Annotated in this window: 11 protein-coding genes and 1 tRNA gene; 10 read left to right on the forward strand and 2 right to left on the reverse strand. The window is 69.0% G+C overall.

Annotated features, from left to right (window positions below; genetic code table 11):
* The first annotated feature begins 14 nt into the window (after positions 1 to 14).
* The 8 genes from hutU to BLS50_RS14040 all read left to right on the forward strand — a co-directional run bounded on the left by hutU (position 15) and on the right by BLS50_RS14040 (position 10,314).
* Positions 15 to 1,703 carry a urocanate hydratase gene (gene hutU / locus BLS50_RS14000; protein ID WP_011549425.1) on the forward strand — a complete coding sequence of 563 codons (1,689 nt, stop codon included), beginning with the start codon at positions 15 to 17 and terminating at the stop codon, positions 1,701 to 1,703.
* 2 nt (positions 1,704 to 1,705) lie between these two features.
* Positions 1,706 to 2,329 carry a HutD/Ves family protein gene (locus BLS50_RS14005; protein ID WP_074802453.1) on the forward strand — a complete coding sequence of 208 codons (624 nt, stop codon included), beginning with the start codon at positions 1,706 to 1,708 and terminating at the stop codon, positions 2,327 to 2,329.
* Positions 2,330 to 2,333: 4 nt separating this feature from the next.
* Positions 2,334 to 3,557, forward strand: a complete 1,224-nt coding sequence (gene hutI / locus BLS50_RS14010) for an imidazolonepropionase (protein ID WP_074802454.1) — start codon at positions 2,334 to 2,336, stop codon at positions 3,555 to 3,557.
* Between the two features lie 201 nt (positions 3,558 to 3,758).
* Entirely contained in the window at positions 3,759 to 5,135 is a 1,377-nt protein-coding gene (locus BLS50_RS14015) for a formimidoylglutamate deiminase (protein WP_074802455.1), read from the forward strand.
* A gap of 60 nt (positions 5,136 to 5,195) precedes the next feature.
* Positions 5,196 to 5,993, forward strand: coding sequence for an N-formylglutamate deformylase (hutG, locus tag BLS50_RS14020; RefSeq protein ID WP_027811112.1), 798 nt, complete (start codon positions 5,196 to 5,198; stop codon positions 5,991 to 5,993).
* A 736-nt stretch (positions 5,994 to 6,729) separates the two neighbouring features.
* Complete coding sequence (locus BLS50_RS14030) at positions 6,730 to 7,569, forward strand: gamma-glutamyl-gamma-aminobutyrate hydrolase family protein (protein WP_074802457.1); 840 nt, start codon at positions 6,730 to 6,732, stop codon at positions 7,567 to 7,569.
* Complete coding sequence (locus tag BLS50_RS14035) at positions 7,554 to 8,891, forward strand: glutamine synthetase family protein (RefSeq protein ID WP_011549431.1); 1,338 nt, start codon at positions 7,554 to 7,556, stop codon at positions 8,889 to 8,891. The genes BLS50_RS14030 and BLS50_RS14035 overlap by 16 nt, the downstream gene beginning before the upstream one ends.
* 28 nt (positions 8,892 to 8,919) lie before the next feature.
* Positions 8,920 to 10,314, forward strand: a complete 1,395-nt coding sequence (locus BLS50_RS14040) for an aspartate aminotransferase family protein (protein WP_074802458.1) — start codon at positions 8,920 to 8,922, stop codon at positions 10,312 to 10,314.
* Positions 10,315 to 10,431: 117 nt separating this feature from the next.
* Here the strand turns inward: BLS50_RS14040 and BLS50_RS14045 are convergent.
* Positions 10,432 to 10,506 (reverse strand) — tRNA-Val (locus BLS50_RS14045).
* A 98-nt stretch (positions 10,507 to 10,604) separates the two neighbouring features.
* Entirely contained in the window at positions 10,605 to 11,507 is a 903-nt protein-coding gene (locus BLS50_RS14050) for a LysR family transcriptional regulator (RefSeq protein WP_074802459.1), read from the reverse strand.
* A gap of 173 nt (positions 11,508 to 11,680) precedes the next feature.
* On the opposite strand from BLS50_RS14050, the gene BLS50_RS14055 reads away from it, so the two are divergent.
* Both BLS50_RS14055 and BLS50_RS14060 read left to right on the forward strand, forming a co-directional pair.
* Complete coding sequence (locus BLS50_RS14055; protein WP_074802460.1) at positions 11,681 to 13,432, forward strand: acyl-CoA dehydrogenase family protein; 1,752 nt, start codon at positions 11,681 to 11,683, stop codon at positions 13,430 to 13,432.
* A complete protein-coding gene (locus BLS50_RS14060) occupies positions 13,429 to 14,640 on the forward strand; it encodes a CaiB/BaiF CoA transferase family protein (protein WP_074802461.1) in 1,212 nt (403 codons plus the stop codon). The genes BLS50_RS14055 and BLS50_RS14060 overlap by 4 nt, the downstream gene beginning before the upstream one ends.
* The last annotated feature ends 67 nt before the right edge of the window (positions 14,641 to 14,707 follow it).

The raw sequence follows: 14,707 nt of genomic DNA on the forward strand, positions 1-14,707 counted from the left end.
CGGGAGCAGTCGTCATGAACCATCCGAAACACATCGATCCCCGTCTCGATCCGACGCGCACGATCCGCGCGCCGCGCGGCAGCGAAAAGACCTGCAAGACCTGGCTGGCCGAGGCGGCCTACCGGATGATCCAGAACAACCTCGACCCGGAAGTTGCCGAGCATCCGCATGCGCTCGTCGTGTACGGCGGTATCGGCCGTGCGGCGCGCAACTGGGAATGCTATGACCAGATCCTCGCGTCGCTGAAGGATCTCGAGGAAAACGAAACGCTGCTGATCCAGTCGGGCAAGCCGGTCGGCGTGTTCCGCACGCACAAGGATGCGCCGCGCGTGCTGCTCGCGAACTCGAACCTGGTGCCGCACTGGGCGAACTGGGATCACTTCCACGAACTCGACCGCAAGGGCCTGATGATGTACGGCCAGATGACGGCCGGCAGCTGGATCTACATCGGCAGCCAGGGCATCGTGCAGGGCACCTACGAAACCTTCTTCTCGGTCGCGAACCAGCACTTCAACGGCGATCCGTCGGGCCGCTGGATCCTGACGGGCGGCCTGGGCGGGATGGGCGGCGCGCAGCCGCTGGCCGCGACGATGGCCGGCTTCTCGATGATCGCGGTCGAATGCGACGAGACGCGCATCGACTTCCGCCTGAAGACGCGCTACGTCGACAAGAAGGCGACGACGCTCGACGAAGCGCTCGGCATGATCGACGAAGCGAAGCGCACCGGCAAGCCGGTGTCGATCGGCCTGCTCGGCAACGCGGCCGACGTGTTCGCGGAACTCGTCACGCGCGGCATCACGCCGGACTGCGTGACCGACCAGACGAGCGCGCACGACCCGATCAACGGCTACCTGCCGCAAGGCTGGACCGTCGCGCAATGGCGCGAAGCGCAGAAGGTCGACCCGCAGAGCATCGTGAAGGTCGCGAAGCAGTCGATGGCCGTCCAGGTGCGTGCGATGCTCGCGCTGCAGGAACGCGGCGCGGCGACGCTCGACTACGGCAACAACATCCGCCAGATGGCGCTGGAAATGGGCGTCGAGAACGCCTTCGACTTCCCGGGCTTCGTGCCGGCGTACATCCGCCCGCTGTTCTGCGAAGGCAAGGGCCCGTTCCGCTGGGTCGCGCTGTCCGGCGATCCGGAAGACATCTACAAGACCGACCAGAAGGTGAAGGAGCTGATCCCCGACGATCCGCACCTGCACAACTGGCTCGACATGGCGCGTGAGCGCATCGCGTTCCAGGGCCTGCCGGCGCGGATCTGCTGGGTCGGCGTGAAGGATCGCTATCGCCTCGGCCAGGCATTCAACGAGATGGTGAAGAACGGCGAGCTGAAGGCGCCGATCGTAATCGGTCGCGATCACCTCGACACGGGTTCGGTCGCGAGCCCGAACCGCGAGACGGAATCGATGAAGGACGGCTCGGACGCCGTGAGCGACTGGCCGCTGCTGAACGCGCTGCTGAACACCGCGGGCGGCGCATCGTGGGTGTCGCTGCACCATGGCGGCGGCGTCGGCATGGGCTTCTCGCAGCACTCGGGCGTTGTGATCGTCGCCGACGGCACGGCTGACGCGCACGAGCGTCTTGGTCGCGTGCTGCTGAACGATCCGGCCACGGGCGTGATGCGCCATGCGGATGCCGGCTACGAACTCGCGCAGCAGACGGCCCGCGAAGCCGGCCTGAAGCTGCCGATGCTCGGCCGCTGAGCATGACGGCGCTCGACCACGCGCCGGGGAATGCGACGCTGGCCGTCGCGCTGATCCGCGCGGCGGATCTCGTCGCGTCGCCGTGGAAGAACGGCGGCGGCGTGACGCGTGAAATCGGCGCGTTCCCGCCCGGCGCGGCACTCGATACGTTCGCGTGGCGCGTGAGCGTCGCCGACGTGGGCACGGCCGGGCCGTTCTCGCGTTTCGACGGTATCGACCGCACGCTGGTGCTGCTGTCCGGCGCGGGCATGACGCTCGCCGAGGAGGGCGGCACGCGCCACGTGCTCGATGCGCCGCTCGCCCGCGCGGATTTCGCGGGCGAGACGGTGATCGACGCGACGCTGCACGACGGCGCGACGCGCGACTTCAACCTGATGACGCGCCGTTCGGCCGCGCGTGGCGCGCTCGACGTGTGGCGCGCGGGCATGCACCGCGTCGCGCCGGCCGATACCGTGCTGCTGTTTTGCGCGGCCGGTGCGGTGAGCGTCGATCTCGGCGGCACGCACTACGCACTGGAAGACATGGACACGTTGCGGCTCGACGGGCCGCGGCGTGCGTTTGACGTCGTCGTGAGCGGAGGCGGCGCACTGCTGGCCGTCTCGCTCGCCGTCGGCGAACGAGACTGAACGCATGAAACCGACTGTCTGGCATCACCTGAAGCTGTGTCCGCACGGCCATCCCGACGAGACGATCGACGACGTGGCGATCGCCGTCGACGAAACCGGCACGATCGCGTGGCTCGGCGCGTTGTCCGCGCTGCCGCACGGTTACGCGCACTGGCAGCGCGAGGACCTGCACGGCGCGTGGGTGACGCCGGGGCTCGTCGATTGCCATACGCACCTCGTGTACGGCGGCACGCGCGCCGACGAGTTCGCGCAGCGCCTCGCGGGCGTCAGCTACGAGGAAATCGCGCGGCAGGGCGGCGGGATCGTGTCGACGGTGCGCGCGACGCGCGCGGCCGACGAGACGACGCTGTTCGTGCAGGCCGCCGCGCGCCTGCAGCCGCTGCTCGCCGAAGGCGTGACCGCGATCGAGATCAAGTCGGGCTACGGGCTCGACCTCGCGAGCGAGCGCAAGATGCTGCGCGTCGCGCGCCAGCTCGGCGAGCGCTTCCCGGTCACCGTCTATACGACCTTCCTCGGCGCGCATGCGCTGCCGCCGGAATACGCGGGCCGCGCGGACGAATACATCGACGAAGTGTGCGACCGCATGCTGCCGACGCTGGCCGACGAAGGGCTCGTCGACGCGGTCGACGTGTTCTGCGAACGCATCGGCTTCTCGCTCGCGCAGACCGAGCGCGTGTTCGAGGCCGCGACGCGCCGGGGGCTACCCGTGAAGCTGCATGCGGAGCAACTGTCGAATGCGGGCGGGACGGCGCTCGCCGCGCGTTACCGCGCGCTGTCCGCCGACCACCTCGAATTTCTCGACGAAGCGGGCATCGAGGCAATGAAGGCGGCCGGCACGGTCGCGGTGCTGCTGCCCGGTGCGTACTACTTCATCCGCGAAACGCAGCTGCCGCCGATCGAGCTGCTGCGCAAGCACGGCGTGCCGATCGCGCTCGCGACCGATCACAACCCCGGCACGTCGCCGCTCGAATCGCTGCTGCTGACGCTGAACATGGGCTGTACGCTGTTCCGCATGACGGTGCCCGAGGTGCTGCAGGGCGTCACGCGCCATGCGGCCGCGGCGCTGGGCCGCGCGGATCGCCACGGTGCGCTCGAGGTCGGTCGCCAGGCCGACTTCGCCGCGTGGTCGGTCGGCTCGCTGGCCGAGCTGGCGTACTGGATCGGCCGGCCGCTGTGCGAGCAGGTCGTACGCGGCGGCACGACCGTGTTTCGCCGGATGAACGGATAAGTTTGACGACGGACCGGGCTCGGTACGTGACGTACCGAGCCCGGCCGACGCTTTGCAGGGGACCGGAGCCGGTGCGCAACGGGCGCACTCCGGTCGATCGCCGCGAGGCCGGCGCTGGCGCGACGCGCTCGCGCCTGCCGGCTGCGGCACCGGGCCGGACGGGATTGCTCAAGCGCTCGATCCGGTCGATGAGGACACGCAATGACCGACACCCTGTTGTTCGCGGACCATGCCTATCTGCCCGATGGCTGGCGCCGCAACGTGCTGCTGCGCTGGGACGCCGCCGGCACGCTGACCGACGTGACACCCGACACCGATGCGCCGGCAGGCGTCGCGCGCGCGGCCGGGCCGGTGCTGCCCGGCATGCCGAACCTGCATTCGCACGCGTTCCAGCGCGCGATGGCGGGGCTCACCGAATACCGCGCGAATCCCGCCGACAGCTTCTGGAGCTGGCGCGACCTGATGTACCGCTTCGCGCTGAAGATCACGCCCGACGCGCTCGCGGCGATCGCGCGCTGGCTGTATGTCGAGATGCTCAAGTGCGGTTACACGTCGGTGTGCGAATTCCATTACGTGCATCACGCGCAGGACGGTTCGCGCTATCCGCAGATCGCGGAGCTCGGCACGCGCGTGATCGACGCCGCGCGCGCGGCCGGCATCGGCATCACGATGCTGCCCGTGTCGTACCAGTTCGCCGGCTTCGGCGACAAGCCGCCGCGCGACGACCAGCGCCGCTTCATCAACACGCCCGACGGCGTGCTCGAACTGCTCGACGCGATGCGTCGCGTGGCGCCGGAACATGGCGGGTTGCGCTATGGCGTCGCGCCGCACTCGCTGCGCGCGGTGTCCGAGAACGGGCTGCGTGTGCTGCTCGAAGGGTTGCCCGGCGATGCGCCGGTGCATATCCACATCGCCGAGCAGACGGCCGAAGTCGACGACTGCGTGCGCGCCTATGGCGCACGCCCCGTGCAATGGCTGCTCGATCGCTTCGACGTCGATGCGCGCTGGTGCCTCGTGCATGCGACGCACGTCGACGCGGCCGAGACGGCGGCGCTCGCGAAGCGCCGCGCGGTCGCGGGCCTGTGCCTGACGACCGAAGCGAACCTCGGCGACGGCGTATTTCCGGCCGTCGACTATCTCGCGCAGGGCGGCGTGATCGGCGTCGGCTCGGACAGCCACGCGTCGGTCGACTGGCGCTCGGAGCTGCGCCTGCTCGAATACGGGCAGCGGCTCGTGCACCGCGCGCGCAACGTGCTGGCGAGCGACACGCAGGCGCACGTCGCCGATCGCCTGTTCGATGCGTCGCTCGCGGGCGGCGCGCAGGCGAGCGGGCGGCGCATCGGTGCGCTGCGCGCGGGTTGCCGCGCCGACTGGCTCGTGCTCGATCCCGATCATCCGGCGATCGCCGAACACGACAGCGCCGCATGGCTGTCGGGCATCGTGTTCGCCGAGCACGGCGAGACGCCGGTGCTCGACGTCTACACGGGCGGCGAGCGCGTCGTGAGCGGCCGCCGCCATCGCGACGAAGCCGCCGCGTATGCCGACTACCGCGCCGCGCTGGCGCAACTGCTGCGCTGAACGCGCGGCAACCGGCGCACGCGGCATGCGTGCGCCGGCCGACTCTTACGGTGAGGCGACATGACTGAACAACCGGCTGTATTCACGCTGAAGCAGGGCACGCTGCCGCTGCTGATCTCGATTCCGCACGCAGGCACGCACATCCCCGACGACATCGCCGCGACGATGACGCCCGACGCGCGCTTCGTCGACGATTGCGACTGGCATCTCGAGCGGCTGTACGGGTTCGCGGCCGATCTCGGCGCATCGATCCTCGTGCCGTCGCATGCGCGTTACGTCGTCGACCTGAACCGTCCGCCCGACAACGAGAACCTGTATCCGGGGCAGGACACGACGGGGCTCGTGCCGGTCGATACGTTCGACAAGGCGCCGCTGTATCCGGCCAACGCGCTGCCCGGCAACGACGAGATCATGCGTCGCCGCGATCGCTACTGGCTGCCGTATCACGACGCGCTGCAACGCGAGATCGCGCGCCTGAAGGGCGAACACGGCCGCGTGCTCGTATGGGAAGCGCATTCGATCCGCTCGCACGTGCCGCGTTTCTTCGACGGCCGCCTGCCGGACTTCAACTTCGGCACGTCGAGCGGTGCGAGTGCAGCGCCTGGTCTCGCGGAAGCGCTGGCCGCGCGTGTGCTCGCACACGGCGGCTATACGGCCGTCGCGAACGGGCGTTTCAAGGGCGGCTACATCACGCGTCACTATGGCGTGCCCTCGACCGGTGTCGAGGCCGTCCAGCTCGAACTGTCGCAGATCACCTACATGGAAGAGACGCGTCCGTACGCCTACGACGAAGCGCGTGCAGCGCGGATCGTGCCGCTGCTGCAGACGCTCGTCGAAACCGCGCTCGCGCATCGTTGAGTGCGGGCATGCCTTCATGCGGCAGCGCGGCGGGGCAGTGCGCTCCGCCCCGTCGGCACGTAGCAGGCAAGCCGACGCAATGCACAAAACGGCATCGATCCGGCGCGATCGATGCCGTTTTTTTCGTCTGACCGATGTCGTCATCGACCCCTGAAAATTTGACGCAATTTTTAAGTGATATAAGCTGAATGTCAGGAAGTCGTCACGCGCGCGCCGGCGGCGAGGCCATCGACGATGGCCGGACTGCGCCGGAATTCGCTGCGAGACATCTTGCTGACGTGTCGCCACGCGGCATTGCGACACGTGTCCTGCCTCCATCAGTCAGTCGAGTACGATCGTGAAAGCCGCCAGCCCTTCGATACGCCGGACGCGAAGTCCGTCGGCGGGCGCGCCGCCTCAGGCCGGGCCGAACCGGCATGCTGATCGCGGCACGCGCGCCGCCCCGTTACGCGAGCCTCGCTTCTTCGCCATTTCCCATCGCGGCCCGCGCCGCTTCAATCTCGTGACCGCGCACCTGTGCAGCGCGGTGCAGTGCGACGGCAGCGCATCGTTGTTGCCCTAGCGCCCCTTTCCGCTTCCGTCCGGGGCCGTACCGCCGGTTGCCGCGGCATTCGCGCGGCAGGATCACGCCTGCGCCGGCGTTGGCGCTGCGCGATTGTCCGCGTGTGCGGCGTACCCGCGAACCTGCATCGTTGCGCGCGCGAGCGTGTCGCGCGCCATCACCGGAGAGACGCCGATGCGCGCACGACCGATCGTAGCCGTCACCGCCGACCGCATCCTGCGCGGCGCCCATCCGAACCACACGGCGGGTGAGAAGTACCTCGCCGCCGTTGTCGACGGCGCCGGCGCGCTGGCGTTCGTGCTGCCCGCGCTCGGCGCGCGGCAGCCGGCCGACGCAATCGTCGCGGCAATCGACGGGCTGCTGTTGACCGGCAGCTATTCGAACGTCGAGCCGCATCATTACGGCGGCGCCGCCAGCGCGCCCGGCACGCTGCACGATCCGGCGCGCGATGCGACCGCGTTGCCGCTGATCCGCGCGGCGATCGACGCGGGCGTGCCGGTGCTCGCGATCTGCCGCGGCATGCAGGAGCTGAACGTCGCGTACGGCGGCACGCTGCATCAGCGGCTGCATGCGACGACCGGTTTCGACGATCATCGCGAACGGCCGGCCGACCCGCTCGAACGGCAGTACGGTCCCGCGCACGTCGTGCAGCTCGCGCCAGGCGGCCTGCTGCAGCGGGTCGCGCGCGGCGCACACGAGGCGACGGTCAATTCCCTGCACGACCAGGGCATCGCGCGGCTGGGCGCCGGGCTCGCCGTCGAAGCGAGCGCGCCCGACGGGCTGGTCGAGGCCGTCAGCGTGCGCGGCGCGCGTGCATTCGCGCTGGGCGTGCAGTGGCATCCCGAATGGCGCTACGCGGAGCAGCCGCTGTCGCGCGACATCTTCGCGGCATTCGGCGCGGCGTGCCGCGCGCGCATGACGCACCGCATGCATGCGGCCGGCGGCGCGATACCGTCGCCGGCCGCATCCGACATCGACATCGACCAACGAGGCCGATCATGCAACCCGAACTGAGCGAATTCCTGCGACAGCACCGCATCACCGAAGTCGAGGCGATCATTCCCGACATGGCCGGCATCGCGCGCGGCAAGATCATTCCGCGCAACAAGTTCGAATCCGGCGAATCGATGCGCCTGCCGCAGGCCGTGATGGTGCAGACCGTCACCGGCGACTATCCGGAGGACGGCACGCTGACCGGCGTGACCGATCCCGACATGGTGTGCGTGCCCGATCCGTCGACGATCTGCCTGATCCCGTGGGCGGTTGATCCGACCGCGCAGGTGATCCACGATTGCGTGCATTTCGACGGCTCGCCGGTCGAGATCTCGCCGCGCTACGTGCTGCGCCGCGTGCTCGACCTGTACGAGGCGAAGGGCTGGAAACCCGTGGTCGCACCCGAGCTCGAGTTTTATCTGGTCGACATGAACGCCGACCCCGACCTGCCGCTGCGGCCGCCCGTCGGCCGTACGGGGCGGGCGGAAACGGGCCGCCAGTCGTATTCGATCGAGGCCGTCAACGAGTTCGATCCGCTGTTCGAGGACATCTACGAGTACTGCGAAATGCAGGGGCTCGATATCGAGACGCTGATTCACGAAGTCGGCGCCGCGCAGATGGAGATCAACTTCGTGCATGGCGACGCGCTGCCGCTGGCCGACCAGGTGTTCCTGTTCAAGCGCACGGTGCGCGAGGCCGCGCTGCGTCACAACATGTACGCGACCTTCATGGCCAAGCCGATGGAAAACGAGCCGGGCTCCGCGATGCACATTCATCAGAGCCTTGCGGACATGCGCACCGGGCGCAATCTGTTCGCCGACGAAAACGGCGCCGTGTCGCCGCTGTTCCGCAGCTATCTGGCCGGGTTGCAGAAGTACACGCCGGCGCTGATGCCGATCTTCGCGCCGTACATCAATTCGTACCGCCGCCTGTCGCGTTTCATGGCCGCGCCGATCAACGTGCAGTGGGGCTACGACAACCGCACGGTGGGCTTTCGCATTCCGCAGTCGAGCCCCGTCGCGCGACGCATCGAGAACCGGATTCCGGGCGTCGACTGCAACCCGTACCTCGCGTTCGCGGCGACGCTCGCCGCCGGCTATCTCGGCATGACGCAACAGCTCGCGCCGACCGAGCCGATCGCATCGGACGGCTACGACCTGCCGTACCAGCTGCCGCGCAATCTCGAGGAAGGCATCTCGCTGATGGCCGCGTGCGAGCCGCTCGCCGGCATCCTCGGCGACAAGTTCGTGAAGGCCTACCTGGCGTTGAAGGAAACCGAATACGAAGCGTTCTTCCGCGTGATCAGCTCGTGGGAACGCAGGCACCTGCTGCTGCACGTGTAAGCGTGCGGCGCTGTTTGACGGAGAAACCATGACCGATAGAAACGAAGCTTTTCCGCCGCGCTCGACCGCCGATTTTCGCGCGCTCGATGCCGCCCACCACATCCACCCGTTCTCCGACATGGGCGCGCTCAACCGCGCCGGCAGCCGCGTGATCGTGAAGGCCGACGGCGTCTACCTGTGGGACTCGGACGGCAACAAGGTGATCGACGGGATGGCCGGCCTGTGGTGCGTGAACGTCGGCTACGGCCGCAAGGAGCTCGCCGACGCCGCGTATCGCCAGATCCAGGAACTGCCGTTCTACAACACGTTCTTCAAGACCACGCACCCGCCGGTGATCGAGCTTTCCGCGATGCTCGCGGAGGTGACGCCCGCCGGCTTCAACCACTTCTTCTATTGCAACAGCGGCTCGGAAGGCAACGACACCGTGCTGCGACTCGTGCATCAATACTGGCGCGTGCAAGGCAAGCTGCAGAAGAAATACGTGATCTCGCGCAAGAACGGCTATCACGGCTCGACGATAGCGGGCGGCACGCTCGGCGGGATGGGCTACATGCACGAGCAGATGCCGTCGAAGGTCGAGCACATCGTGCACATCGACCAGCCGTATTTCTTCGGCGAAGCGCAACCGGGCGAGACGCCCGAAGCGTTCGGCCTCGCCCGCGCGCAGCAGCTCGAAGCGAAGATTCTCGAACTCGGCGCGGAGAACGTCGCGGCGTTCATCGGCGAGCCGTTCCAGGGCGCGGGCGGCGTGATCTTCCCGCCGTCGACGTACTGGCCGGAAATCGAGCGGATCTGCCGCAAGTACGACATCCTGCTGGTCGCCGACGAAGTGATCGGCGGCTTCGGCCGTACCGGCGAATGGTTCGCGCACCAGCACTTCGGCTTCGAGCCGGACCTGATCACGATGGCCAAGGGCCTGACGTCGGGCTACGTGCCGATGGGCGCCGTGGGCATTCACGAACGCGTCGCGCGCCCGATCATCGACAACGGCGAATTCAATCACGGCCTCACGTACTCGGGTCACCCGGTGGCGGCGGCCGTCGCGGTCGCGAACCTGAAGCTGCTGCGCGACGAGGGGATCGTCGAGCGGGTGAAGACCGATATCGGGCCGTATTTCCAGCGCCGGCTGCGTGACGTGCTGGGCGACCATCCGATCGTCGGGGAGATTGCGGGAGCGGGGCTGGTCGCCGGCGTTCAACTGGCGCGCGACCGGGGGCGGCGCGAGCGCTTCGGCGCGGACGTTGACGTCGGCACGATCTGCCGCGACTTCTGCTTCAACGGTAACCTGATCATGCGCGCGACCGGCGACCGGATGCTGCTGTCGCCGCCGCTCGTGATTCGCGAGGCGGAGGTCGACGAGATCGTCGACAAGGCGAAGCGTGCGTTCGACGCGACGGCGGAGCGGGTGGGGCGCGCACGGTAAGCCGGTTCCTGCGTGCGGACGCGAGCGTCGAATGACGCGGCGCCCGCGTCGCGCAGGGCACGCGCGACGCCAAAACGAAAAGGGCCTGCGTCGTGAGACGCAGGCCCTTGAATTCTTTGGTGGGCGGTACTGGGATCGAACCAGTGACCCCTGCCGTGTGAAGGCAGTGCTCTACCGCTGAGCTAACCGCCCAAAGAAGAATCAAATTATGTCAGAGATTTTGGGGCTCGTAAAGCCCTTTCTGCAAATTTTTTCAAATAGCCGCAAGCACCGGATCGCGAGCCGCGCGCTCAGCCCGCCAGCTCAGGCAGCGCGTCGATCGACGCACGCACGTAGCCGGCAAAGCGCAGCGCCACCGGTTCGGCGGTGCCGCTGCGTTTCAGCGCGAGCGTGCGCGATTCGAGCGACGCATCCTTCAGCGGCAGGAACGCGAGCCGATCGCTTTTCGCCTGCTGCAGCACGCGCGGCACCAGCGCGATGCCCATCCCGAACTCGATCATCGACAGGATCGTCTGCCACAGCCGCGCCTCGTGGCGGATCAGCGGACTGAATCCCGCGTTCACGCACTGCGCGATGATCAGGTCGTGATAGTGCGGCGCGGCGTCGCGCGGAAACAGGATGAACGGTTCCGTCGCGAGCGTGGCGAGCGCGACCTGCCTGCGCCGCGCGAGCGGATGCGCGACCGGCAGGCAGCACACGAACGGCTCCGCATAGACGGGCACCGATTCGACGTCGGGCGGGAAGTGGCCCCAGTGCGCATAGCCGAGATCGATCTGGCCGCGCTGGATCGCCTGCACCTGCGCGTGCGTGTTCATCTCGCTCAGCACGACCTCGACGCCCGGATAGTCGGCCTCGAAGCGCCGCACGGCGTCGGGCAGCCCGCGATACAGCATCGAATGGACGAAGCCAATGCGCAGCCGGCCGGCGAGCCCCGACGCGGAGCGCACCGTCAGGCGCTCGGCTTCGTCTGCCTGCAACAGCAGCCGGCGCGCTTCGCCGAGCAGCACCTCGCCCGCGTTGGTCAGCGCGACCGTCTTGTTGGTGCGCGAGAACAACTGCACGCCGAGCGCGTCCTCGAACTTGCGGATGTCGAAACTCAGCGCCGGCTGCGAGATGAACAGGCGCTTCGCCGCGCGCCCGAAATGCAGCTCCTCGGCGACCGCCACGAAGTAGCGCAACTGCCTCAGTTCCACGGTGTCTCCTCCCGGCGTCGGCATCGATAAGCGATCTCTATCGTACCGGACAAATCCTGTATTGGACGCTTATCGATCGCACGCCTACGCTCTGCGGGAGGCTTGACGCAGGACCGGCCGGGCGCTGCGGCGCATGGCCCGGTCGCTGCACAGGCAACCCAGGAGACGCACGCATGAACGACACCGCTCGCACGCCGGACACCGGCGCATCCAATATTCCCGATACCCGGGGCATCAATTTCTTCACCCTCGATCCCGATCTCGGCGCGTTGCTGAAGCTGCATCTCGGCGACGCGCACTATGCCGAACTCGAGCCGCGGTTGCACGCGCTCGGCGCGCGCGTGTCGGGCGAACTCGACGAGTGGGCGTCGCGCGCGGACAAGCATCCGCCCGTGCTCGAGCATCGCAACCGGCGCGGCGAGGCCGTGCAGCGGATCGACAAGGACCCGGCGTACGTCGCGCTCGAACGCGTCGCGTATGCGGAGCTCGGGCTCGCATCACTGAGCCATGGCGCCGAAACCGTGCCGCCGCTCGTCAAGTACGCGCTGACGTTCCTGTTCGTGCAGGCGGAATTCGGGCTGTGCTGCCCGGTCAGCATGACCGATTCGCTGACGCGCACGCTGCGCCGCTTCGGCGATCCCGCGCTCGTCGCGCGCTACCTGCCGCGGCTCGCATCGCGCGACTTCGACACGCTGTACCAGGGCGCGATGTTCATGACCGAGCAGGCGGCCGGCTCCGACGTCGGCCGTATCGCGACGCGCGCGACCTGCGAAACCGACGCGCACGGCGAGACCGTCTGGCGGCTGACCGGCGACAAGTGGTTCTGCTCGAACGCGGACGCCGATCTCGCGATGGTGCTCGCACGGCCCGACGGCGCGCCGGACGGCATCAAGGGCCTCGCGCTGTTCCTGCTGCCGAAGACGCTGCCGGACGGCACGCGCAACCGCTACCGGATCGTGCGCCTGAAGGACAAGCTCGGCAGCCGTTCGATGGCCAGCGGCGAGATCGCGCTCGAAGGTGCGCAGGCGTACCTGATCGGCGAGATCGGCCGCGGCTTTCACCAGATGGCCGACATGATCAACATGTCGCGGCTGTCGAACGGCGTGCGCGCGGCGGGGCTGATGCGGCGCGCGCTGAACGAAGCGCTGCACGTCGCCGCGTATCGCGAGGCATTCGGCCGCAAGCTGATCGAGATGCCGCTGATGCAGCGCCAGTTGATGAAGATGCTGCTGCCGGCCGAGGCCGCGCGCGCGATGTTCATGCAGATCGCGCTGCTGCTACCGCAGGCCGACGCGGGCGACGAGCAGGCCGCGCGCTGCGTGCGGATCCTGACGCCGCTGATCAAGTTCCGCGCCTGCCGCGACGCGCGCCGCGTGACGGGCGACGCGATGGAAGTGCGCGGCGGCACCGGCTATATCGAGGAATGGAGCGATGCGCGGCTCGTGCGCGACGCGCATCTCGGTTCGATCTGGGAAGGCACGAGCAACATCGTCGCGCTCGACGTCGCGCGTGCCGCGCAGCGCGAGCATGCGCTCGACGCGCTGCGCACGTTCCTCGGCGATCGTCTGGGCGCGGCGCCGCTGCCCGAGGCGAGCCGCACGGCGTTGCGGCGCATCCTCGCGCGGGCATGCGACGCACTTGCGAGGGTGGCCGGGGAAGGCGACGACGCGCGCGTGCGGCAGGCCGCGTCCGCGCTGTACTACGCGAGCGCGGCCGTGCTGATGGCCTGCGAGGGCGCCCGGCTCGCGCCGGATTTCCGGCGCCTCGCGCTCGCGCACCTGATCGTGCGGCACAAGCTGCTGCCGGTCGATCCGCTCGCGCCGGCCCCGCGCGACGACGAATCGGCCGCGTCCGACGCGCTGCTGCGCGGCCTGCCGGTCGCGCTCGACATGGCGCTCGACCTGCTGCCGGAGGTCGAACGATGAACCCGACGCGTGGCGCACTGGACGGCCTGAAGGTCGTCGACCTGAGCCGGGTGCTCGGCGGCCCGTACTGCACGCAGGCGCTCGCCGACCACGGCGCGACGGTGGTCAAGATCGAGCCGCCCGCCGGCGACGAGACGCGTGGCTGGGGGCCGCCGTTCCTCGGCGACACGGCGTGGTACTTCATGGGCGTGAACCGCAACAAGGAAGGGCTCGCGCTCGACCTGTCGCACGACGAAGGGCGCGCGATCCTGTGGCGCCTGCTCGAAGAAGCCGACGTGCTCGTCGAGAATTTCAAGCCCGGCACGCTCGCGCGCTGGGGGATGGACTACGCACGCGACCTGCAGCCGCGCTTGCCGCGCCTGATCCACTGCGCGGTGACGGGCTTCGGCGCGGACGGTCCGCTCGGCGGGCTGCCGGGCTACGACGCGGTGATCCAGGCGATGGCCGGGCTGATGAGCGTGAACGGCGAACGCGACGGCGACGCGACGCGCATCGGCCTGCCGATCGTCGACATGGTCACGGGGCTCAACGCGCTCGCCGGCATCCTGCTGGCGCTCGCGGAGCGCGAGAAGAGCGGGCGCGGGCAGTCGATCGACGTCGCGCTGTACGACTGCGGCGTGTCGCTGCTGCATCCGCACCTGCCGAACTTCTTCGGCTCGGGCCGCGTGCCGGAACGCAGCGGCAACGCGCATCCGAACATCGCGCCGTACGACAGCTACCGCACGGCGACCGTGCCGATCTTCCTCGCAGTCGGCAACGACCGGCAGTTCGCGCGGTTGGTCGCGCATCTCGGCGCGCCGGCGCTCGCCGACGATCCGCGCTTCGTCGACAACCGCAGCCGCTGTGCGCATCGCCCTGAGCTGAAGGCCGAACTGGAAGCGCGGCTCGCCGCGCACGCGTGCGAGCCGCTCGCGCGCGACCTGATGGCGGCCGGCGTGCCGTGCGGGCCGGTGCGCACGGTGGCGGACGTCGCGCACGATCCGCATGCGCTGCATCGCAACCTGTTCGTCGAGATCGGCGCGTATCACGGCACCGCGTCGCCGGTGAAGCTGTCGCGCACGCCGGCCACCTACCGGTCGGCGCCGCCCGCGCTCGGCCGCGACACGCGCGCGGTGCTCGACCGGCTCGGCGTCGATCGCGCGCTTCAGCAGCAACTGCTCGATGCCGGCGTGCTGAAGACGGCCGCCGGCGAGTCGCCGCCCGACTGACACGACGCCGCCGGCCGGCGGCGTGATGCCGGCCACCCGGGAAAGGCGCGCGCGAGTCGCGCCCCCG

Origin of the sequence: Burkholderia orbicola, assembly GCF_900100915.1 — a bacterium.
Lineage (GTDB): Bacteria > Pseudomonadota > Gammaproteobacteria > Burkholderiales > Burkholderiaceae > Burkholderia > Burkholderia orbicola.